The sequence below is a fragment of the Calyptranema fuscum S582 genome (assembly GCF_055793305.1).
On sequence record NZ_JBSLYH010000081.1, the window covers coordinates 1 to 22,002 of the forward strand.

The window sequence follows — 22,002 nt, forward strand, 5'->3', positions numbered from 1 at the left end:
GGCCGCAGCCCCCAAACCCCCATGTTGCAAAAGTTCGTGTTTGCAACACTAATCATGTCAGCGCTAGTAAATTCAATCAAAAATTTTACAACCGAATGCAGAGGGGTGCAGGCAAAGCCTGCACCCCTCTGCGTTATTAGATTTTTGTAAGATGCATTTAGAGATTTCGTTGAAATTCTTCTAATACATCCATCAGGTGAACCTGAGACTGCATCGGGAGAAGGTCTGCAAGCGGGATTTCGCGTTTGCCACCGCCAATTTTAACCAGGATACTTTTGAGCACCTCGACCACCTGAGTTTCTTCTAAGGCGTCGCTTGCCAGCATAGGATAGAGCCGTTCGGCGAGGGGGGTGTGCAAATGGGCATCGCGCAGATAAAGGTGCCATTTGGCGATATCAATGTAAACATCCTCGCCGATTTCGGCAGCGAGTTTTTCGATTGCTTCGGTAGTGCCGGAGTTTGCCATAGCCAGTTAAGGAGTTGGTTTTTGTGAAGAGGAGGGTGATGCATCAGAGTAATCAGCGATCGCAAAAATAAACACGCCATGCATGAATAACGCGATCGCCCATACAGCCGTTAGCCAAACCGACCAGGCTAGATTTTCAAACTGAAGCGAGCGGAAAAACCACAGGCCTGAATTGCATGCCGAAAACACGGCAACATGCAAGGCAAAGTTCATCCGGTCATCTAGCTTGCGATAGGCAGGTTCTGTACGGTCGGGTTTACGAGGCCAACGAGGAGGCATAGGGCAATAATTTAGAAATAGCAATACATAGACTTTATCGGAAATAGGGGGGTGAGGGTTGAAGTTGTTTCGCCGCATTTTGGGCAGTTTGGAACCCACTTCTCTATTGTAAGGATCCCAAATCAATCTAACCTGCCCTTCTCATGGAGAGAGCAACGGCTACGCGATCGCTGCTCCACTGAGGCAGATAGTTTTGGTTGTGAGAGGCGTACCCCGAAGGGGTACGCCTCTCACAACCCATTGGGATGGCTATAGGTCTCCCTACAACTCTAGAAAGAGGACAAGTAGGAGACCCCCCTATCCTACTGAAGAGATCGGCATCTGCTTAACCCCCATCTTTTGTTGGATGGCAGTTCTACGGAACTAAATTACGATTATGTTGTATTGTTGCGGATTGTTAAGATGGTGTTTACACTGAAACTATGACGATTCGTAAACGAGCATTGATCTCATCTATGTTGCCTCAAGTTCTGGACCAACAATTCGTTCATTTCTTTAAGTACTGGCAGGATGGTATCCGTACTGGAATGCGTCATCAGTCTGAGTTGTATGCATTTGTTCGGTCTTATACCCGCCACGAACGACTGCAAGCCTATGAGTTAGGCTGTGATCTAGCGATGAAAAATAACCAAATCCGGATTACCTGTTCTCCAGACAGCTATACGATTTGGGCAAGCCTGACCTCTTCATTTATCGCGGCTACCCGTCAGACTGCTCAGGCAAGTGAAACTGTTCAGGCAAGTGCAGAACCCGAACTGGCATACAGTGCCTAGTGCCCATGAAAATTCCGCCGCATCACGAATGGTCTCTGACGCCCCAAGCCGCGATCGCCCTTCAGCAAGAGCTGCGAACTCAGATTATTACAACCGATCAACTTGGAGAGGTGCGGTTTGTGGCAGGGGTAGATGTCGGCTTTGAAGATGGGGGTAACATTACCCGATCGGCGATCGCGGTCTTAACCTTTCCCGAACTTCATGTCTATGAATATGCGATCGCTCGGCGTCCGACGGAGTTTCCCTACGTGCCGGGGTTGCTGTCGTTTCGAGAAATTCCAGCCGTTTTAGATGCCATGGAGCAATTGCAAACCACGCCAGATCTCTTGCTGTGTGATGGTATGGGAACTGCTCATCCCCGCCGTTTTGGCATTGCCTGCCATTTGGGGCTACTGACTCAGCTGCCCGCGATTGGGGTTGGCAAGTCTCGCCTGGTTGGCACGTATCAAGACCCCGATCAGACAAAAGGGGATTGGCAACCACTGATGCATAAAGGCGATCGCATCGGAGCTGTGTTGAGAACGCGCATCGGCACCAAACCGCTCTACATTTCTCCAGGACATCGGGTTAGTCTGGAAACAGCGATCGCTTACACCCTCAACTGCACGACTAAATATCGCCTACCCGAAACCACCCGCCACGCCCATCGATTGGCATCGGGACCCGCCATTTAAAGTTTAAAAACTTGAGAGGAACGGTGCGGCGTTGCCGCACCGTTCCTCTCAAGCCTTCTGCAATAGACTTCTTGCAGCTTAGTTGGGGCGGGGGCTTTGCTCCCGCCCCAACTAAGCCCAAAAACTTAATTTGCAAGAGGTCTAATTTTTAAGGAACAATGCCGGGGGGTAAGTTTTGGATGTGAGTGGCGATCGCCCCTGGACAGGTTAACCAAATCTGCTCCGCATGGTCGGCAATATGCTTTAAAGCGCGACGCAAATGCCGCAAACGAAAGGGTTGCCCAACAATATAGGCATGTAACGCAATGCCAAATACCAACGGCTGTTTTTGGGATTGCTCCAGCATTTCATCAAACTGATCGATGATCATATTGGCAAACTCTGCGGCTCCTTGATGCCGCACGGCGATCGCGGGGATGTCGTTAATTTCTTGGGGATAGGGCACTGACAAAATTGATCCCGAACGGGTTCGAAACCAGATCGGTTGATCGTCACAGCACCAATCTAATAAATAACGGTAGCCTGCTTCTTTCAATAGATCAGGCGTATGCCAGGATTGTGAAATCCACGGCCCCAACCAACCCGTCGGAGGTTGGTTCTCATGCTGGGCAATGACCCTGGTTGTTTCTGCAATCAGTGCCGCTTCGGCAGCTTCAGATAAATCTCCCTGACGTTCCGAGTTAGTGCGCCCATGCGCCACAATTTCGTGGGGGCGATCGCGAAACGCGGCTACTACCTCTGGGCAATAGTCATAGATGGTCGAATTGACCAATAGGGCGATCGGCAAATCTAACTCATTAAATAGATCGAGTAATCGCCATACCCCCACGCGATTGCCATAATCTCGCCAGGAATAATTCAACACATCCGGCGGCGGATCACTGGGCGCAATCCGCGCTCCCAACCCTTCTCCAAAGGAAAAATGTTCTAAATTGAGGGCAACATACACCGCCAGTCGCTTGCCGTTTTCCCAGCTATAGTCAGGACGATTGGCGATCGCTGAATAAGAATAGCGCCCATGATCGTTCAACATCAATGATCGATAGCCGTCCTAAATGAGGTGTCAGATAAGCGGATTGTGAGCGGCAAACCCCTCGGGGTTTGCCGCTCACAATCCATTTGGGATTGCTCAATCTCCAGGGGTGTTGTAGTCTGTGATGATTTTTCCAGAGCACCCTATTCGGGAATATGAACACCCACCACCGTCGTATTAATGCGATACGTCTTCCCTTCAATTTCCAGGGGAGTGCCAATTTTCACCTTATTGCTACTCATCACCGCTCCATCATCCGTAATTTGAGCGGCACCACTTAGAATCACTAACATATCAGCGGTGTAGCCCAACTCTGGACGGGGATCAATTTGGGGCAAGACAGACCCATCCGGCTGAGGCACCGCCACCGTTCGAGGCAACATCTGTACGTCTTTAACATCGACTTGTCCATGCGGTTGATTGCGAATGATGACGTTGGTTTTTCCTTCTTTTTTCATATTCTCTAGCAGTGCCTGCGGATCTTGCACTGTTAACCCTCGGAAGATGACATCGACCTCAACCGTTTTGGTTGAAGTGCCCAACTGCGCCACCGAGCCAGACGTGCCAGGGAAAAAGAAAATACCAATGACCACCAACAAAATCACCAGCGCTGAGCCAATATCCAAAACGCTGACCTTACCAAACAGACGACCTTGAGAATCTAAAATAGCCATGCCGAAGCGTCTTCAATCAGTAGGAAATAAAGGGTATCAAAGTAGCTGAGAGTGCGTCCGTCCACAATTGATAAAATTGCATCGGAGCTAAACGCTGTCAGCTTACCATAAGTTTGAATCCCCCTGACGCTCAGGCAACCGAAAATCACCAGGAGAGACACTCGGGAACTCTCCCTAATAATAAAAGCGGAATGAATGTGAATGTGAAACTTTTGGTTTCACATTCACATTCATCCTCCAAATCAGCAATACCGATTTATGAACTTGGGTGTGAGCAATGCACAAAGTGAGGCACCTGCACCCAATTTTATAGCTGGATTAAACAATGTTCCATTCATGATCCATAGAGCAGGGTCGTGATTAACCCATCAAAATTACTGTATCAATCACATGAATCATGCCGTTATCGGCATCAATATCCGCTGCTATAACGGTTGCATTTTTAACTTCAAACGGATCCGCACCATGAATCGGAATCGGAGAGCCTTCGATGGAAGGAACACTCCCCAACTGTGCCAAATCGGCTTTTGTTAATTTACCCGGCGTCACATGAAACGTTAGAATGCGAGCCAGTTGAGGAATGTTTTGTAATAGCGTTTGGATAGTGCCAGGGGGCAATTTTGCAAAGGCTTCATCGGTTGGCGCAAACACCGTGAAGGGACCCGGACTTTTTAATGTCTCGACTAATCCTGCCGCTTGCACAGCCGCAACCAGGGTTTTAAAAGAACCTGCTCCTACAGCAATATCAACGATGTCAGCCATATGTTTCTCTAAACAATGTTAAATACGAGTAGACTCAATTAAAAGTTTTACAACGGGGTCAAGGGGTTCACCCCTGCGTAAGGGCTACACTGCCACACCCTATGTTGCAAAATTTAGTGTTCGCAACACGGGTCAAATACAAGTTGAAGAAAAAGTGTTGCATATCGCCGAGGAGTCATCATTAGACAAGAATTGCCAACGATAAACTGGCTTGCAGGAGAGGGAATTTAGGATACTATCCCAGCGTTGATCACTCATCCGTCGATATGCAACAGCTTTGGAAGGGAACTCGTTTAGTTGCCATTGATATATATCTTAACCCCAGATTGCATAGATAAAAATCACTAGATATTATGTCTATAATAGATTTTGGTCTATGTAAAAACAGCCAGGGAGTTATTCCGGTGATTCACGCCACCCTACATCAGTTGAAAGTTTTTGAAGCAACTGCCCGCCATGGCAGTTTTACAAGAGCTGCTGAAGAATTGTTTTTGACTCAGCCAACCGTTTCCATGCAGGTTAAGCAGCTAACCAAAGCGATAGGGTTACCCTTATTTGAACAAGTCGGTAAGCGCCTCTATTTAACCGAAGCGGGACGAGAGTTGTTTTCAACCTGCCAAGAAGTATTTGGCAAGTTAGAACAACTGGAAATGAAAGTGGCAGACATGAAAGGGATGAAGCAAGGACGCTTGAAGTTAGCAGTAATTACCACTGCAAAATACTTCATGCCCCGGTTGCTAGGTCCTTTCTGTCAACTTTATCCTGGCATTGATGTGTCTTTAATTGTGACCAATCACGAACGTGTCATCGATCGCCTGGCTAACAATCAGGATGATCTGTACGTGATGAGTCAGTTGCCTGACAATTTGGATATTTGCTCTCATGCTTTTTTAGATAATCCTCTAGTTCTAGTTGCCCAGCGCGATCATCCCTTAGCTAAAGAAAAAAATATTCCTTTCAAGCGGATTGCAGAAGAAACCTTCATTATGAGAGAGGCAGGCTCAGGTACTCGGCGAGCTTTCCAGCACTTGTTAGATACTCATAATGTGAATGTGAAAGTGCGCCTGGAATTGGGTAGTAATGAAGCCATTAAACAAGCGATCGCCGGAGGCTTGGGTCTTTCTGTGCTTTCGTTGCACACCCTGACCATGGAGAATTCATCTGGCGAACTGGTCTGTTTAGATGTAGAAGGCTTCCCTATTCCCAGGCAATGGTATGTCGTTTATTTATCCGGTAAGCAATTGTCGGTCGTAGCCAGTACCTTTTTAGACTACTTGCAAAATGAAGCCGGCAAACTGGCTGAAAGTAAGGATCGTGGATTGAATAAAACCGAAGGTTTATTGTTGTAAGCACGGCGTCGTCGCGCTCACAACAATAAATTTCCAGTGTGATCCTGACCCCAGGATCAAACCAACCCTATCGCTTTAATCACACAAAAGAGCAGGTGAACCTTTGTGTTTCACCTGCTCTCTTGCGCTGATACACCCCATTAAGCTTCTTGGAAGGGTGGAGGAAGTAAAAAACCCCTGCTGGAGACACAGTCCCCAACCCTCATGGGGCAAACTTTAGGGGTTGTACGATTCGAATCAAAACCGTTTCTTTGTCAATAGATCTCTTAATAGCTGTCTTCACCAGCAACGCGATCGCCTTCTACTTCAGGGAGACTTTGCGCCAACGCGGCATCCCGAATTGCTTGCCAATAGCAAAATAGCTCATTTCCACTCAAATCGACGGATTTATAGCGGCGGATTGCTTGCTCTAGCTCCTGCGGAGTAGAGGGAATTGGAACATTGCACTCGAACTCAACAACTCGTTCTGCCATGCTTGAATCTCCAAATACGATCGGCTGAATGGTTCAAACGTCAGCTAAAACCATCATTCCTAATTGTAGGAAAGCTAGATGGAAATGATCTGAATCGCTACAGTTCGTATCAAAGTTGATGTCTCGTGCGTATGGATCGTCAACAACGACTGTGATCTTTAGGATCACAAATTAATTAAAAACCGAAGATTTATTTTTGGAAGCGCGGCGACGCCGCGCTTCCAAAAATAAATCTTCGGTTTTATTAAATCCACGCTCCTTAGCGCCTTGCCCAACGATTTTCACGCCACAAATATATCAACAAAACACCTGAAATCAGAGCACCCAGATTCCATTTAACTGAATTTTTTAGCAATGTCAGCCGTTGACTGCTTTGTGTCTCTGCATATTGAGATTCGAAGGTTTGTCGAGCTTCATTCAGTTGGGTTAACAAATCATTCTTTAAATCTTGTGGATCTTTACCGTCCGTGGAACCACCTTGACTTTCAATAAACCCGACAATTTCATCGGGTGCGGCTTGATTGAGCTGTGCTTCAAGTTGTTGAGCTTGAGCAAGCTGTTGGTTATATTGAGTGCTGATTTGGCTATTGGCTTGATTGTTGATCCGCACTGTATTGATTGCACCGGGCGGAATTAACAGGAAGAAAAAGACGCCCAATATTAAACAAAACCACGATAAAACTTTGACTAGCGATCGCTCCCAATTCCCTCGAAACGCTGCTTTTCCATAAAAAATTAAAAGCAATGCCAGCAACAAAACGGGTGCACGTTCAACCAAAGACCCCATGGTTTGCAGTCCCCAAGCCGGGTTGGTCAACTGAAGGGGAACGAATAACGTCACCCAATCCAGCACCGCCAAAAAGAAGAGACTATACCCTACCCACCGAAAGGGTTTGATCGACTGCGATAAGCTCGAACTAAACTGTCTTAGTCCTTCTACAACTTGGGGCAATTCATCGTTTGATGTCGTCATGTTTAGCAGTCCTAAATGAGTTATAAGATAAGCGGGTTGTGAGAGTCGCACCCCAAAGGGGTGCGACTCTCACAATCCATTTGGGATGGCTATAGCAATCCTATTTGATTCGTGAAAATGATCAGTTGTGAAAGCGCCCGCCCTCCGGGCGGGCGCTTTCACAACTGATTTAGGATTGCTATATATCATTGAATAGAATTAGTGAATTCAATTAAACAGCTTGCCAAGCAGTGAAGGGAGTGAACCCCAACCTTCACAGTACACAATTAAGTAGTTGAACCTGATTGACTGACACATCTTTGTCAGGACAGGTTTAGCAAATTCCTGATCGGTTTGCAGTCAGCGTTTCGGCAAAACCTGCCCCTACGGTGGAATGCGCCTTCTGGCACTTTTGTCAGTTCACATACTTGGAAATTGCGATCGCCAAGCGTCTTTCCAATCAAACCAAGCATCTTCTAATACTCGATATGCCTCCTGTTGGGACAGTGTATCTAAGGGAATAGAGAGTTCTGCCCACAAACACCGCCGATCTTGAATGTGTACGCGTCCGATTGCCCATTGGGCAATTCGGGCAGGTGAAGAATTTTGAAAGCTCTGTTTTTGCCTGAATTGTGCAGATGTCACGACGCTACTACCATCCGATATGATGCAAGTATTTAAATATGCCCGATTTTGATCCGTTTCAAGCTGATAAAAACTATCGTCTACGTGGCGCATGGAGGGGGATGTATGAGACAAACCGCCATAGCGCTCTGTCAGCTTTGTGATATCTCCCTCTGTGTTGACCAAATACCGCATCTGAATATCAAGCAAGACATCATGTTTACGATATTGATAGGTTTCACTGGCAACAAGATTGTTCGGTTGAGCATCAGGGTTGAGCCTCGGTCTCGCCTGGAGCGGAGAGGCTTGCCAACCAGTTAATGAAACCTCTTGGGGCAGAACACGGGCAGTTGCGTCAGAACTCATTCGCGATGGCGCTGTCGCTACGGTATTTAAAACATAGAAGACACCCCCTAACGTGATGCTAAAAAAAAAGGTTTGTAGGGTTTTGCTAGCAGGCATTACGGTTTTAGATCTCCTACAGACTTCGATTGATTGTCCTGGTGTCGCAAGATAAAAAAGCAGAATAGCCCAAAACAAATGACCGAAATCATGGCAAAAATCATGGAGCCATCGCCTTCATGCCAGTAAATGAATGCAGTTTGATGAGAATATGCCGTTAAAACAGCCATTAACGCTACTCGAATGGCATTGACGACAAATGCGATCGCAACAGCAACGCCAGCAATCATTAACTGATTCAAACGGCTCATTGGAAACATGACTAAAAAAATTGCGGCAAGACCCAGTAAGTAAGTCATTGCTTCAATACCAGAACAACCGCTATAGACATTGATTGAGCCATTGGCAAGGGTTACATAAGTGCCACTCAGAGATACTTCAAACCCCAGATACCACAGCAAAAATGCTGAAAATTTGGCAGTAATGGGTGAAATATCAATTAACGATGTCACGATGATTCTTGGAATACCCAGGAAAAATAAGATAATTAATTCCTGAGAAAACTGCTTCAAGCCATAAAACCCAGAGGCTAGCAAACTCAGACCGACAGCGCTAACAAAGGGAGATAGTCTGAGAAAATTATGTTCTTCTCCGGGTAAAGAGGTGCTGTAGAGGAGAACCCAAACCAGGGTCAGCCAACCCAGACCACTGCTCAGAAAGTTATTGCTTAGGGTACTGTTGAGCTGCAAATCATGACGCTTTTCATACAATAAATAGGCGGCTGCTAGCCAAAACATGGCACTCATGCCCAAATGATCAACCTCTCCCGCTTTCCACGTTAGTGTCAGATGAATCGCCACTAGACCAGCGGTGATCCCTATTAAACAGAATGAGTTCAGGTTAATTAACGTGAATGATGAAAATGGAGATGCTTTCATGGGCGATCGCAACATTTATCGCAATATGGATGAGTACCGCAAGGCATAGCCGGATGCACATGACACTTGTTTAGATGCCAAAAAGATCAGGATCTGCCTCTGAAAATAAGGATTCCCCAGAATATTGCCAGTGACACAGCGATCGCCGCTAAATCGCCGCTAAAATAATGCCGCATTATCAACGAACCATTCATCCCCAGAATCAGAAACACAAAAAAAGAGAGCCAGCTACGCTGGCTCTCTTTTTTGGGATTTTAATGGAGCTGACGGGAGTCGAACCCGTGTCCGCCCTGAGTATTAATTCTCCGCTCATTCACAGGCATAGCTTCTTTAACCCTTGAAGCGGGGACCGCTCATTATCCCGAACGGTGGGATTCTCTAGTAAAGTCTTAAACCGTTACTGACTAGAGGCAAGCAACGATAGCATCCGTTGGGGGTTTGTCTATGGTGCTTAACGGAGTCACACGATAGACGCTCGATCCTATGAGAGGACGTATCCGGCTTAAGCTACAGCTACTGCCTTACGAGCAAAGGGTACAATGTTGTTCGCATGTACTGTTTTTGAGCCTTTTATTTATGAGAGGAGACTCACTCTCAGCCTGCATCACGAAAAGAACGTTCGCCAAAACGTCGAAACCGGTACAGCCCCGTGGGCGATCTTTAGGTGATCTACACTTACATTATAGCTAGGACTTACTCAATTGGGAGATCTTAAGATGCTTATACCGTTTCTATCTAAAGATGCGCCGAATTGAAAAAAGAGGGGAAGGAGGCAACGTCCCCTGCGTCAGGGTTTCACTCCCTCTTCACCGGGGCGCACTCAAACAAAATTACAGTTGAATTTGAACGACGGTTAACCTATTACTTTCAATAAATTGTCATGGATGAATTGGGAAAGCATCTCAGTCAGCTGGTTCTCGAAGCCTGTCAGCATCCTCCCGGAAGCCCTCAACGGCAACGTCGCTTAACCCAAGTGATTCGCATGGCAACCCATAAATTGTGGCGAGACAATAATCCATATTATCCAGATGCCTTGCAGCAAACCTGGGTTTATTTTTGCCAAAATATTTGCGAGCGAGGCACCGCCGATCCCTACGATCCGACCCGCAGCACAGTAGTCACATGGTTAAATGCCTATCTCAAACGCCGCTTACAAGATTTTTATATCGACAGCCAGAAGCAACAGGTGACGCGGGCTAGTGGGCATCTCTCGTTTTCGCGATCGGGACAAGAAGAAGAATGGCACCCGCTCGATACTATTGCGGCACAGCCCGATGTGCCCCCAATTTTAGAGGCTGTTCGGGTATGGGCAGAGGAAGATCAGCAGGGCGACCTGCGTCGAATTCATATCGAAGGGCATCCGCAGGTCAATGGTCAGACGTTAATTTTGCGGCGTCTGCCCCCGGAGACCAGTTGGAAAGATCTGGCAAACGAGTTTGGGCTTTCGGTTTCGACCCTCAGTAGTTTTTATCAGCGACAATGTTTGCCCCGGTTGCGTAAATTTGGAGAATTGGAGGGATATCTATAAAGGACGTAAGGACATTGCTCATTGCATGACGGTCTCTCTATTTAGCAATGCCGGGTTAAGAGGTATCAATTTTATGGTCCACAACACTCCTGAACTCGAACGTTTCGCACTGACATTGCCTCTGACTCAGGCAGCCCAGCAAATGGCGCAGCAGATGGCACAGCGGCAACCCAATGCCACCAAAGCAGAGCAGGTTCGCCGCAACGCGCTTGCGGTTTTAGTTGTGAAAAATTATCTAGACCTGCTCAGTATTCCCACGCAACTGACAACGGCGGATAGTTGGAATCCGATCATGCAGCTATGTGCGGATGTTGCAGATCTGGTGATTCCTGAGGTAGGGCGGCTAGAATGTCGTCCGGTTAATAGGGGTGAATCGGTCTGTTGTGTGCCTCCCGAAGTTTGGCACGATCGGGTGGGTTATGTGGTAGTTGAGTTAAATGAAGCTGCATTTGAAGCAACGCTGTTAGGCTTTGTGCAACAGGTGAATGAGGAAACGTTGCCGCTAACGAGGTTGCAGCCGATTGAGCTGTTATTAGAGGATCTGAGTCCCGGTATGGATAGGGCGATCGCCCCTGACTCTGAAGCAGCGAGTTTAGAAAAATCGTGGATTAACCTCAGTCAGTGGTTGCAACACCAGTTTGCTACAGGTTGGGATGCCGTCGATACCCTCCTCAATCCACCCCAATTAAATCCAGCCTATGGGTTTCGCACCACGGCTGAACTGGCGATGCCATCGGGACAGATGGCAGTCAGTCGGGCAAAGTTAGTCGATTTAGGCGCAAACCCCTTAAATTATCCAGCCGCATTGGTGATTGAACTCAACCCTGAATCGGCGAACCTGACCGATATTCGTTTGGCAATTCATCCGATTGAAGATGCATTTTTGCCCCCAGATTTGGGCTTGATGGTGTTAGATGAATCAGGGGATGTGTTTTTAGAAACCCGGTCGATGGGGGGAGATTTTTATCTTCAGTTACAGTTTACGTTGGCAGTGGGCGATCGCTTTAGTATTCAACTCACCCTCAACGACATTACTGTCACCGAAACATTTGTCGTCTAATTGGCAGTGCTTCATCCAGCTATGAAATTGGGTGTGATACCGATTTAAACAGCCTGCACGGCACATCAATCTTCTGTAAGGGCGCATGGCGATGCGCCCCTACGGGATCTGGTGCGAGCGCTAATTAAATTGGTGTGAGAACCCGCGCTCCGCGCGGGTTCTCACACAACCTCCTGATTTAACCGGCTCGACGGTTGCTATCGTTAACCAATGAGTTTGGGATAGATTTTACGGATCGCAGCGATCACAAACATGATACCCAGCCCGATCAACCATGCCAACTCCAACCACCAAAAGGAAGGTAATCCCAGGTTCCAGCGCAACAAATCGACCAGAGAGGATAAGGGCAGAACAGCGGCAACGCGTTCTAGAGGCAATGGCAATGTCTCCCGTGGGAAATAAGTGCCACACAGGGTAAACATGGGCACAATCAACAAAAAGATGGGGATATTGATCTGATCGACCTGGCGAACCCAGCCTGCGGCAAGCAACCCCATGGCGCTAAAAATTAAACAGCCGAGCAGCATGATAGGTAAGGAAAGCAGTAAATTCCAAACAGAATATAGCCCCCAAATCACCGCTACAACGCCAGTTAGACTGCCTGCAATCATGCCTTTAGTCGCTGCCCATAACCAATCTCCGACAAACACATCTTCAAAGTTAAGGGGTGCTGTCAGCAAGGCGTGCCACGTCTTTTGAAAATTGAGGCGAATGAAGGTACTATATGCACCTTCAAAAAAAGATTGAAACAAAACACCAATGCCGATCATTCCAGGGGCAATGAATTGCAAGTAGGAAATCGATTCACCGCCATAGTTAATCTCCCCAATCAACGGAGTTAAGCCAAACCCAAATGCCACCATGTAGACAATTGGTTCGGAAATGGGAGGTAGACAGTTAACTAACCAGGTTCGCTGGTAGACTTTGGCATGTCTGTGCCAAACCGAGTAAACACCCCAGGGGCTAATAGAAACGTATTTCATACCAAATTTCCGCAAACGTCAGGTGAAGGCTTAATCTAAAGCACTGCCAGTTAATCGTAAGAAAACATCTTCTAAATTGGCAGGGCGGCGCTTGAGCTGGCTGGGTTGGGCAGCTGATAACGCCTGCCAGAGCGCTTCGGGATGATGAGCTGGCATTGCCACCAGGTAGCTGCTGCCAAAGGAACGACACCAGGTTTCGGCTTGAGTGGCTAATTGTAAGACCTGGCTTTCGGGTAATCCTTCAACTTCAATCATTTCTTGACCGACGGTGCGTTCAATCAGCTCTGAAGGAGTTCCCTGATCAATCATCTGCCCTTGTTGTAAAAGAATCAGGCGATCGCACAATCGTTGAGCTTCATCCATATAGTGGGTGGTGAGCAAAATGCCACAGCCCTTTAGTTTCAGGTCAACAACCAAGCGCCAAAATTCCTGTCGAGCATCCGGATCAAGTCCAGTGGTTGGTTCATCTAAAAAAATAATCCGGGGTTGATTGATCAAAGCACGCGCCAAAACCAATCGCCGTTTCATTCCACCTGATAGTTGGTCAATCGTATAGTGGGCAAAGTCTTGTAAATGAACCTGTGCCAACAGTTCTCCGGCTCGTTGTCGTGCGGCATGTCCCCGAATTTTGTAATGGTGGGCAAAATGAATCAAATTTTCAATCGTACTGAAATCTGGATCTAAGTTATCTTCCTGGGTGACAATGCCCATCTGGGCACGAGCTGCCCGCCCATCTCGCTGAACTTGAACGTCTCCCAGTTGAACAAATCCTCGACTGGGTACCACCGCACCATAAAGCATGCCAACAGTGGTTGTTTTGCCAGCTCCATTGGGACCCAGTAGCCCTAAGATTTCACCCGGATGTAAGGTGAAACTGACATTTTGCACAACCGGGCGATCGCCACTATTGGGGTTTGACTTGCCATAAAATTTCCATAGATCATAGGCAACCAATGCCGTTGTGGACGGTTGGAGTGTTGCAATCGATGCAGTCATGGGCTATCAACCCCTTTTATAAATGGGACAGGCGTATGGAGGCAGGTGAAACCTGGTGGCTAGAGGGTATTACCCCCAACCCTTTGTTATCTTGCCTAGTACACCAACTTAAAAGTTTTAGAGGGGGTGGAGGGGGCAAAACCCCCTCTTGGGGGCACAGCCCCCAAACCCCCATGTTGCAAAATTTGGTGTTTGCAACACTAGTGCTACTGACGGCGGCGTTTCTGAATCCACAGGGTTGGGGGCAAAGTTATCCCCAAAATCAGCAACGCCACTGACGGAGGATGACAAATGTAAGAAAATCCATGATCCTTCAGAGAGTAGAACGGATGCCCTATTCTAAAATGTTTAGGAGAGCCTCACTTCACTCAGTCGGATGAAGATAACGTAGATTGGGTCTACTATTTTACTCTGGACGAATTCTATCTGCTCTGCTGTTGTTTGTGCCTCTATGCCCTATACCTACGATCATTCCAGACCTGCGTTAACTGTAGATTGTGTCGTTTTTGGTTTAGATTCGCAACACCTGCTCAAGGTGATGCTGATTCGTCGCAATTTACCTCCTTTTAAGGGCTATTGGGCATTGCCCGGTGGCTTTGTACGGGTTGAAGAATCAGTAGAAGCGGCTGCCCGTCGTGAACTCAAAGAAGAAACAGGAATTGAACAGGTCTTTCTAGAACAGCTCTACACCTTTGGCGAGGTAGATCGCGACCCCCGCGAACGGGTCGTAACCGTTGCCTATTATGCGCTGGTCAATTTGATGGACTATGCGATCGCCGCAACAACCGATGCCGCCGCCGCCGGGTGGTTTGCCATCGACAATTTACCCCCATTGCCCTTTGACCACGACCAGATTTTGGCAATGGCGTTGAAACGGTTGCAAAGTAAATTACGTTATGAACCGATTGGGTTTGAACTACTGCCGCAAAAATTTACCCTTTCGCAACTGCAAAAACTATATGAAACTGTGTTGGGTAAGGCATTGGACAAACGCAACTTCCGCAAGAAGATTCTCAAAATGGAGTTATTAAAAGAATTAGATGAATTAGAGGCAGGTGTTGCCCATCGAGCTGCCCGCCTGTATGAATTTGATGAACAAGCCTATCTGCGGATCAAAGAACAGGGATTTAATTTTGAGCTATAGCCATCCCAAATATTTGGTGAGAGTCTCACGAACTGCTGCTGTTGTTGAGAGAGAGCCGCGCGGAGCGCGGCTCTCTCGGTTAATCAGGAGGGAGTGCAGGGGTGGAACCCCTGCACTCCCTCCTGATTAGCTATGCGGTTGCTATATGGAAACGGTATTAGGACTTTGATTTTCGTCGCAGCGATCGCCGATGACGGACTCGTCTAATCAACCATAGCCCCAGAAAATAGCTGCCTATTGCCAACACTCCGCCGATGACACACGACCCCACCAGCAAGGTGACCAAAAAATCAGTTCCCAGCAGCTTGATTTCTTGCCAGGAATTCACTTCAACAAACTGCAAAACCTCTGTATCAGACCCTAATATCCACTGACCGACATGAAAATTTACTGCCAAAATCGGCAACGAGGTGAATGGATTGCTGACCCAGGTAGCTGCTGCTGCAATAATTTTGTTACCCCGTGCTAGCGTCGCTAACGCGATCGCAATCACAATTTGCAGCCCAAACCAGGGAAAACAGCCAGAAAAGATGCCCATCGCCAACCCCCGGGCGATCGCTTCGGGAGAGCCTTTTAAGCGTACAAACCGATGGTAGAAATAGTGTAATTTTCGTCGCCACTGATAGGGTTTGGGGTGGCGCTTGTTCCTGAACACCTGCAAAGACCTCATCGCAGAAATAAGCCGCTAGATTGGTTAATGGGCATCGTGTAACTCAAGCTACTACTATTTTTAATATGTACATTCCGCCCACTCCAACCCCCATTTTGATGAGATATTGGCACTCGTGATGCAAAGTTATACTATTGTTGCGATCGCAACTGCCATTGTGCCCCAGCAAGGAAGCGTGGGCATTGTCCGACTGTCAGGTGCTGAAGCCGTGGCGATTGCTCGTCGCTTATTTAATGCACCCGGTCGCCAGGTGTGGGAGAGTCATCGGATACTCTACGGTCATATTCGCGATCCTCACACTCACACGATCATAGACGAAGCTTTACTGTTATTGATGTTGGCTCCTCGCTCTTACACCCGCGAAGACGTGGTCGAATTTCACTGTCATGGTGGCATTATGGCGGTGCAACACGTTCTCCAACTCTGTCTTGAGGCAGGAGCGCGGCTGGCAGAACCGGGAGAATTTACCCTGCGAGCTTTTTTACAAGGGCGAATTGACCTGACCCAGGCAGAAAGTATTGCCGACTTAGTTGGAGCGCGATCGCCGCAAGCGGCTCAGACGGCGTTAGCCGGATTGCAAGGCAAACTGGCACAACCGATTCGACATATTCGAGCCACCTGCCTGGATATTTTGGCAGAGGTGGAAGCCCGCATCGATTTTGAAGACGACCTGCCCCCCCTGAATGAAGCTGAAATTAGTACCCAACTGACACAAGTACTCACCGAAGTCGAACAGATCCTAGCAACTGCCGATCGAGGTGAACTATTGCGCATGGGCTTGAAAGTTGCGATTGTCGGTCGCCCGAATGTTGGTAAATCCAGTCTCCTCAATGCCTGGAGTCGCAGCGATCGCGCCATCGTCACCGATCTACCCGGAACCACCCGAGATGTGGTGGAATCGCAACTGGTCGTCGGAGGTATCCCCATTCAAGTACTGGATACTGCCGGGATTCGAGAATCCAGCGATCAGGTCGAACAAATCGGCGTCGAGCGATCGCGTAAAGCTGCCCAATCTGCCGATCTAGTTTTATTAACCATCGATGCCCAAGCTGGATGGACAGAGGCAGATCACATCATTTATGACCAAGTCAAACGTCCCAACTTGATTCTAGTAATCAACAAAGTTGATCTCGTCGAATGGCAGGCGATCGCACCCTTGCCCTATCCTCCCGACATTACCTGCATCGTTAAAACTGCTGCGGCTCAAAACCAGGGCATCGACGCCCTGGAACAAGCTATCCTGGACACCATCAAAACTGGAACACTACAAGCCGCTAACCTCGACCTTGCTATCAATCAACGTCAAGCTGCTGCCTTGACCCGTGCTAAAGTAGCCTTGCAAAACGTACAAATCACCATCACCAATCAACTTCCTCTCGACTTCTGGACAATCGATTTACGTAGTGCTGTGCAAGCCTTAGGCGAAATCACTGGCGACGACGTCACTGAATCAGTCTTAAACCGCATCTTTAGCCGCTTTTGTATCGGCAAATAATGATTCATGAGATAGCGATCGCTCCCTTCTTCCTTCGTCCGATGGACTACGCACCCTAGGTCCACCCCGATTCAACACATAGATATAAATCATCGTCGTCTTCACATCCTCGGACGTGATCAAGCAACTTCTAAGGTTGAGGTTGAGGCGATGGCATACAGACCATAATACCGCTGAAGTCTAAATAAAATCTAAGCTTTTCCCAGCACCTACTTAGCGGGTGATTATACTGAACTATCCCGCCTAATCAACTCATAAGGGATATTAGGTAGAAATTTTCCATCTAATCACCGTATATGAGATGTTAGATAGGAAAATTCCGTCTATATAATACTTAGCCCACAAGCTTATCTAGGGAGACAGTACATTCGAAGTATCTCTTAGTTTCATAGCCAAGCTAATCCGAATCCACCCATAAAATGTTGTTTTAAAGGCAATCTGTAAGGTGGTCGTGCATAATTTATCTTACTTTAAAAGGTGTTAGCTCTTGTGGAGTTGTGGGAATTCTACAAAACGAAGGGTGACTAGGAAATCTAATGATTTTGCTCCTTACAGATTGTTATGATAAACACACTGATGTGGTTGTGGAAAAGCTTCGAGAGCGAGGTCAAAAGTTTTTCAGATTTAATCTCGACACTCAATCGCTCCAAAAAACTTCAGCAACATTTGATAGTGGTTGTTGGCTTATCGAAAGTGAGTTAGGGAGCATACATTCTAATGATGTAGACTGCGTTTGGCTGCGTCGTCCTTTCGTTGAGCTTACGCTTCAGGAACAAGATGAAAACGATCCAAACTTTAAGCTTTGGAAAGGCGAGTGGAATAAAACGTTGCTTGGTTTCTACTCTAATATACGTTCAGTTCCTTGGCTAAATTCTTTAAGAGAAGCTTATAGAGCAGAAAATAAATATTTACAAATGGAAGAAGCTGTTAAAGTGGGTTTCTGGTTTCCGCCTACTTTAGTAACCAACCGAAGAGATAAAATACTGGATTTTGTGAACAAGCATGAGCAAGTTGTCTTGAAATTGATGACCCAAGAGTTTTATCAAGATGCAGATGGACAATATAAAGGAATTTACGTAAATCTTTTAGGAATAGATGATTTTAATGATTTTGGAGATACAACAGAAAATCCTGTTGTATTGCAAGCGTACATTTCTAAATGCTTTGAAGTAAGATATACCGTTGTCGGTGATATACATCATGTATGCCGTATCGAATCACAAAGATCGCAAGTGGCTCAGGTTGATTGGCGTAGATATGATATTCCAAATACTCCGCATATTCCAATGCAACCACCTCTAGAAATTCAAGAAAAAGTTACTAATCTACTTCAGAACCTTGAGCTTACTTACGGTGCGCTTGATTTCGTTGTTACTCCTACAGGAGAGTGGTATTTCCTAGAAGTAAATGCTATGGGGCAATGGTTATGGATTGAAGACTTAACAGGTTTGAGTATTTCTGATTCAATAGTTAGCTGGTTAACTCAAAAATAACAGGAGGCGTAGCAATGAAGGTTTTTGCAACTAAATTTTTAGAAAGTCCTACCGATAATACTCTACAAAATGTGCCCTGGACTTGGACACCTACTAATAGACAAGCCCAGGAAATTTATGCTTCAGGTGCTTCAACAAATAGCCGGCAATCAACTTATGCGGCTGAAAAAGATAATCGTTCTGATACTGATCGTCCCAATGAAGGAATGCTTGCAGCATAAGTCTATTCATTGCAGGACCAAGAAAGTAGTGTGAGCTAACGTTCGCGCTGCGCCGGAATACTCCAAAGCATGGGTTGGTTATCAATGTTGTTTGCATCCAGTGATTGCGAACGTTAGACCGCTTGATCCTCTGTTGGGATATCGTTGGAGGCAAGTTGTGCGGGACAATGCTCAAGTGGTTAGCTGTTTTTTGGCTTAGAGATGATCAGGAGATAATTGGTAAAGCATTGAAAAATCATTGTGTTTCAGTTAAATACAGGTAAAACAATTTAGTTTTTATGAAAATGGGGTGATGAGGGAAACTGTTGGTTCGCTAAAAGCGTATTTTATCGTTGTTGCTGTTTTCGGATTGATCGGAAGTGCGATCGCCGATCTTGTAGAGTGCGTTGCTGAATGCAACTCTTATCTCCTCTGCCGATAGTTTTTGGGAACGCACCATACCTATGAATTCCTGAGCGAAAGCGATCGCAGTGGGTTTTTAAGTAAATGCGATTGCATTAAAGGGTTGACTATGCAAGGGCGATCGCTCCTACGCGCCGAGTTTAAGCGTTGATAGATAAACATCTCAATCTCCAAGATTGGCTATCAGATCTGCCGGAGAACACCCTGAAACCTCAGACTTATAGTGCGATCGCTGATCTTGTAGAGTACGTTGCGGATAAGCAAACGCACCGTTCTATTGGGCATTCTTGATGAAAACATTAAACTCTGCTTCTGCAAGGACGAGCAATTAGCTATCCTTAATTCCTGCCCAACTCATCTGAGGAACTTTTGTATCAAATTGTTGTAAGCTGCAAGCAAGATTTAGTTATAAAGTTAATTTAGTGCGATCGCTAATTTTGTAGGGTGTGTTCTTGAATACAACTCTTATCTTCTTTGCCAATAGATTGCTGGGAACGCACCATCTTCATGAATTCTTGAAGCAAGCAATCGCAGTCTAACAAGCCTGTTGCACACCGACCGTACAAAACCTTCTGTTGAGTTCGAGAGGTTACTAGTGGCGGATGAACGGGGTCGTTAGGTTGCTTCAATCCTGGGTTAGGACGGTACTTAAATTGTTTCTATTGAGTACCGAAAGCGATCGCTTAGATGTCTTGAGTTGGTAGTAGAGTTACTAATACATTCAACAGTTCAGGAATATTTCGTTGGATGACTTGCCAAACAATGTCTAAATCGATTCGATCATATTGATGGGCAACAATATCTCGCATCCCTGCGATATCATCCCAAGGGACTTCTGGGTGGTGTTCCCGGAATTGACGAGACAATCGTTTGGTTGCCTCTCCCATAATTGCAATTTGATAAAGAATTGCAGATTGTGTTCGTAAATCCGATGCTAGTTGATCACGGCTGAGTCCCTGAGCAAATTGAAGAATTAATTGCCCTGCCTGAACAATATCAAGTAGTGATGCATTATCCCGCGACATAGACAATTTGAGCAGTTCCTAAAATTTCTTGCCGACGAATCCAATTGTGGCTTTGCTCAATTGATTTTTTGGTCATTAAGTCAACTTCACGTCCTAGCAGCGTTTTTAATTCGCGTTTCATGCGAACAAGCTCTAAAATTCCCCAAGTTGAATTGTCCTCAAAGTTTACTATGATATCAATGTCACTATCTGAGCGAAAATCCTCCCGTAAAACAGAGCCAAAAAAGGACATTTCTTTAATCTTCCACTTTTGGCAGAAGGCTGCAAGCTCTGGCTGAGGAAGCTGAATCTTCAACTGTTGTTTCAACTTAAATCCTCCTTTTGTGCAGCCTGCTAGTTTGTACTATATATTCTGTTATACACTTCACGACCCAACAATTCAAATGCAGCGGACGGGTAAGAACTGCTGGTGCTGAGTTCGAGGGTACTTACCGCTGCTGATTTGAGCCGTTAGCCTGCTCTAAAGAAGTTCATTTTGCACTGTTGCTGGGGTCAAGCCATTTGCCAAGTCATTTCCTGACCTGCCCGTAAGGGTACAAGTCCAGATTCCGTAAATGGAACTTCATCGGGAACACGCCAGGTTGTTTTGGTCAACGTAATGTGCTCCGTATTGCGTGGAAGTCGATAAAAATCTGACCCATAGAAACTGGCGAACGCTTCAAGTTTATCAAGGGCATCGGCACTCTCAAACACTTCTGCATACAACTCCATCGCATGCAGAGCTGAATAACAACCTGCACAGCCACAGGAACTTTCTTTGCTATTTCGAGAGTGGGGAGCGCTATCGGTGCCTAGAAAAAACTTAGGATTGCCGGAGGTTGCTGCTTGCAAAAGCGCCGACCGATGCTCCTCTCGTTTCAAAATTGGTAAGCAATAAAAATGGGGGCGAATGCCACCCTGAAACAGGCTATTGCGATTAAATAACAAATGTTGTGGCGTGATGGTTGCAGCGATGTTGTTTGCAGATAGGACATACTGTACTGCATTGGAGGTGGTAATGTGTTCAAGGATTACGCGCAGCTTGGGAAATCGTTGCCTGAGAGGAATTAAATATCGCTCGATAAACACCTTCTCACGATCGAACATATCAACATTGGGATCGGTCACTTCGCCGTGCAGAAGCAACGGCAGGTCTACGTGCTGCATCGCTTCAAAAATGCGATCGCACTTGCGAATGTCTGTCACTCCAAGGTCTGAATTGGTCGTTGCTCCGGCTGGGTAGTACTTGACCGCTTTGACAAACTGAGACGCTTTCGCCGCGATAATGTCTTCGGGGCTTGTGTTGTCGGTGAGGTAGAGCGTCATCAGTGGCTCAAACTGCTGACCCGATGGAACTGCTGCCAGGATGCGATCGCGGTAGGCGGCTGCATCAGCAACCGAGCGTACTGGAGGCTTCAAATTTGGCATGATAATAGCGCGGGCAAACTGACGCACTGTATGTGGCAGAACCGCTTTCAACGCTGCGCCGTCGCGTAGATGGAGATGCCAGTCGTCAGGTCGGGTGATCGTGAGCTTTTGCATGCTTCAATTATAAAACCGCTAGTGCGATCGCCGATCTTGTAGAGTGCGTTGCTGAATGCAACTCT

General features: G+C 46.7%; 25 protein-coding genes and 1 other RNA gene. 9 read left to right on the forward strand and 17 right to left on the reverse strand.

The window, feature by feature from the left end; genetic code table 11:
* Positions 1-157: 157 nt before the first annotated feature.
* Together ACR6Z4_RS30240 and ACR6Z4_RS30245 are read right to left on the reverse strand one after the other, a co-directional pair.
* Positions 158-466 (reverse strand): DUF3181 family protein, encoded by a 309-nt coding sequence (locus tag ACR6Z4_RS30240; protein ID WP_479721074.1) that lies wholly within the window; start codon positions 464-466, stop codon positions 158-160.
* A gap of 6 nt (positions 467-472) precedes the next feature.
* Positions 473-745: a 2TM domain-containing protein gene (locus ACR6Z4_RS30245; protein WP_479721075.1), complete on the reverse strand. Its 273-nt coding sequence runs from the start codon at positions 743-745 to the stop codon at positions 473-475.
* Between the two features lie 422 nt (positions 746-1,167).
* Here ACR6Z4_RS30245 and ACR6Z4_RS30250 point away from each other — a divergent pair, with 422 nt between their 5' ends.
* Together ACR6Z4_RS30250 and nfi are read left to right on the forward strand one after the other, a co-directional pair.
* Positions 1,168-1,518, forward strand: a complete 351-nt coding sequence (locus ACR6Z4_RS30250) for a hypothetical protein (protein ID WP_479721076.1) — start codon at positions 1,168-1,170, stop codon at positions 1,516-1,518.
* Positions 1,519-1,523: 5 nt separating this feature from the next.
* Positions 1,524-2,192: a deoxyribonuclease V gene (nfi, locus tag ACR6Z4_RS30255; protein WP_479721077.1), complete on the forward strand. Its 669-nt coding sequence runs from the start codon at positions 1,524-1,526 to the stop codon at positions 2,190-2,192.
* A 148-nt stretch (positions 2,193-2,340) separates the two neighbouring features.
* Here the strand turns inward: nfi and ACR6Z4_RS30260 are convergent, their stop codons facing one another.
* The 4 genes from ACR6Z4_RS30260 to ACR6Z4_RS30275 all read right to left on the reverse strand — a co-directional run bounded on the left by ACR6Z4_RS30260 (position 2,341) and on the right by ACR6Z4_RS30275 (position 4,661).
* A complete protein-coding gene (locus ACR6Z4_RS30260; protein ID WP_479721078.1) occupies positions 2,341-3,225 on the reverse strand; it encodes a polysaccharide deacetylase family protein in 885 nt (294 codons plus the stop codon).
* Between the two features lie 143 nt (positions 3,226-3,368).
* Positions 3,369-3,899 carry a DUF4330 domain-containing protein gene (locus ACR6Z4_RS30265; protein WP_479721079.1) on the reverse strand — a complete coding sequence of 177 codons (531 nt, stop codon included), beginning with the start codon at positions 3,897-3,899 and terminating at the stop codon, positions 3,369-3,371.
* Entirely contained in the window at positions 3,887-4,060 is a 174-nt protein-coding gene (locus tag ACR6Z4_RS30270) for a hypothetical protein (protein ID WP_479721080.1), read from the reverse strand. The genes ACR6Z4_RS30265 and ACR6Z4_RS30270 overlap by 13 nt, the downstream gene beginning before the upstream one ends.
* A gap of 199 nt (positions 4,061-4,259) precedes the next feature.
* On the reverse strand, positions 4,260-4,661 hold the full coding sequence (locus tag ACR6Z4_RS30275; RefSeq protein WP_479721081.1) for a fasciclin domain-containing protein: 402 nt from the start codon (positions 4,659-4,661) through the stop codon (positions 4,260-4,262).
* Between the two features lie 404 nt (positions 4,662-5,065).
* Here ACR6Z4_RS30275 and ACR6Z4_RS30280 point away from each other — a divergent pair, with 404 nt between their 5' ends.
* Positions 5,066-6,010 (forward strand): LysR family transcriptional regulator, encoded by a 945-nt coding sequence (locus ACR6Z4_RS30280; RefSeq protein ID WP_479721098.1) that lies wholly within the window; start codon positions 5,066-5,068, stop codon positions 6,008-6,010.
* 266 nt (positions 6,011-6,276) lie between these two features.
* On the opposite strand, the gene ACR6Z4_RS30285 is transcribed toward ACR6Z4_RS30280, so the two are convergent.
* The 5 genes from ACR6Z4_RS30285 to ssrA form a co-directional block, all read right to left on the reverse strand.
* Complete coding sequence (locus ACR6Z4_RS30285; protein ID WP_479721082.1) at positions 6,277-6,483, reverse strand: hypothetical protein; 207 nt, start codon at positions 6,481-6,483, stop codon at positions 6,277-6,279.
* Between the two features lie 259 nt (positions 6,484-6,742).
* Entirely contained in the window at positions 6,743-7,456 is a 714-nt protein-coding gene (gene hpsJ-A / locus ACR6Z4_RS30290; protein WP_479721083.1) for an HpsJ-like protein, cyanoexosortase A-associated, read from the reverse strand.
* A 399-nt stretch (positions 7,457-7,855) separates the two neighbouring features.
* The gene (locus ACR6Z4_RS30295; RefSeq protein ID WP_479721084.1) at positions 7,856-8,521 is read right to left on the reverse strand and encodes a cyanoexosortase A system-associated protein; all 666 of its coding nucleotides are present in this window, start codon (positions 8,519-8,521) and stop codon (positions 7,856-7,858) included.
* The gene (gene crtA, locus ACR6Z4_RS30300) at positions 8,521-9,399 is read right to left on the reverse strand and encodes a cyanoexosortase A (RefSeq protein ID WP_479721085.1); all 879 of its coding nucleotides are present in this window, start codon (positions 9,397-9,399) and stop codon (positions 8,521-8,523) included. The genes ACR6Z4_RS30295 and crtA overlap by 1 nt, the downstream gene beginning before the upstream one ends.
* A 255-nt stretch (positions 9,400-9,654) precedes the next feature.
* Positions 9,655-10,048, reverse strand: a transfer-messenger RNA (tmRNA) gene (gene ssrA, locus ACR6Z4_RS30305).
* A 231-nt stretch (positions 10,049-10,279) separates the two neighbouring features.
* On the opposite strand from ssrA, the gene ACR6Z4_RS30310 reads away from it, so the two are divergent.
* Entirely contained in the window at positions 10,280-10,927 is a 648-nt protein-coding gene (locus ACR6Z4_RS30310) for a sigma-70 family RNA polymerase sigma factor (protein ID WP_479721086.1), read from the forward strand.
* A 73-nt stretch (positions 10,928-11,000) separates the two neighbouring features.
* Positions 11,001-11,987, forward strand: a complete 987-nt coding sequence (locus ACR6Z4_RS30315) for a DUF1822 family protein (RefSeq protein ID WP_479721087.1) — start codon at positions 11,001-11,003, stop codon at positions 11,985-11,987.
* Positions 11,988-12,190: 203 nt separating this feature from the next.
* On the opposite strand, the gene ACR6Z4_RS30320 is transcribed toward ACR6Z4_RS30315, so the two are convergent.
* Positions 12,191-12,970, reverse strand: coding sequence for an ABC transporter permease (locus tag ACR6Z4_RS30320; protein WP_479721088.1), 780 nt, complete (start codon positions 12,968-12,970; stop codon positions 12,191-12,193).
* Positions 12,971-13,000: 30 nt separating this feature from the next.
* Positions 13,001-13,966 carry an ABC transporter ATP-binding protein gene (locus ACR6Z4_RS30325; protein WP_479721089.1) on the reverse strand — a complete coding sequence of 322 codons (966 nt, stop codon included), beginning with the start codon at positions 13,964-13,966 and terminating at the stop codon, positions 13,001-13,003.
* A gap of 451 nt (positions 13,967-14,417) precedes the next feature.
* On the opposite strand from ACR6Z4_RS30325, the gene ACR6Z4_RS30330 reads away from it, so the two are divergent.
* A complete protein-coding gene (locus ACR6Z4_RS30330) occupies positions 14,418-15,110 on the forward strand; it encodes an NrtR DNA-binding winged helix domain-containing protein (protein ID WP_479721090.1) in 693 nt (230 codons plus the stop codon).
* 157 nt (positions 15,111-15,267) lie between these two features.
* Here ACR6Z4_RS30330 and ACR6Z4_RS30335 read toward each other — a convergent pair whose 3' ends face one another.
* Positions 15,268-15,765: a DUF2062 domain-containing protein gene (locus tag ACR6Z4_RS30335; protein ID WP_479721091.1), complete on the reverse strand. Its 498-nt coding sequence runs from the start codon at positions 15,763-15,765 to the stop codon at positions 15,268-15,270.
* Positions 15,766-15,898: 133 nt separating this feature from the next.
* Between ACR6Z4_RS30335 and mnmE the strand changes: the two genes are divergently transcribed.
* From mnmE to ACR6Z4_RS30350, 3 genes are all read left to right on the forward strand, one after another.
* Positions 15,899-17,275: a tRNA uridine-5-carboxymethylaminomethyl(34) synthesis GTPase MnmE gene (mnmE, locus tag ACR6Z4_RS30340; protein ID WP_479721092.1), complete on the forward strand. Its 1,377-nt coding sequence runs from the start codon at positions 15,899-15,901 to the stop codon at positions 17,273-17,275.
* Between the two features lie 536 nt (positions 17,276-17,811).
* Positions 17,812-18,768, forward strand: a complete 957-nt coding sequence (locus ACR6Z4_RS30345) for an MvdC/MvdD family ATP grasp protein (RefSeq protein WP_479721093.1) — start codon at positions 17,812-17,814, stop codon at positions 18,766-18,768.
* 14 nt (positions 18,769-18,782) lie between these two features.
* The gene (locus tag ACR6Z4_RS30350) at positions 18,783-18,989 is read left to right on the forward strand and encodes a hypothetical protein (protein WP_479721094.1); all 207 of its coding nucleotides are present in this window, start codon (positions 18,783-18,785) and stop codon (positions 18,987-18,989) included.
* A gap of 1,085 nt (positions 18,990-20,074) precedes the next feature.
* Here ACR6Z4_RS30350 and ACR6Z4_RS30355 read toward each other — a convergent pair.
* From ACR6Z4_RS30355 to pyrC, 3 genes are all read right to left on the reverse strand, one after another.
* The gene (locus tag ACR6Z4_RS30355) at positions 20,075-20,416 is read right to left on the reverse strand and encodes a HepT-like ribonuclease domain-containing protein (RefSeq protein WP_479721095.1); all 342 of its coding nucleotides are present in this window, start codon (positions 20,414-20,416) and stop codon (positions 20,075-20,077) included.
* Complete coding sequence (locus ACR6Z4_RS30360) at positions 20,403-20,723, reverse strand: nucleotidyltransferase family protein (RefSeq protein ID WP_479721096.1); 321 nt, start codon at positions 20,721-20,723, stop codon at positions 20,403-20,405. Before ACR6Z4_RS30360 ends, ACR6Z4_RS30355 begins: the two co-directional genes overlap by 14 nt.
* A gap of 185 nt (positions 20,724-20,908) precedes the next feature.
* Positions 20,909-21,937 (reverse strand): dihydroorotase, encoded by a 1,029-nt coding sequence (pyrC, locus tag ACR6Z4_RS30365; protein WP_479721097.1) that lies wholly within the window; start codon positions 21,935-21,937, stop codon positions 20,909-20,911.
* Positions 21,938-22,002: the final 65 nt, after the last annotated feature.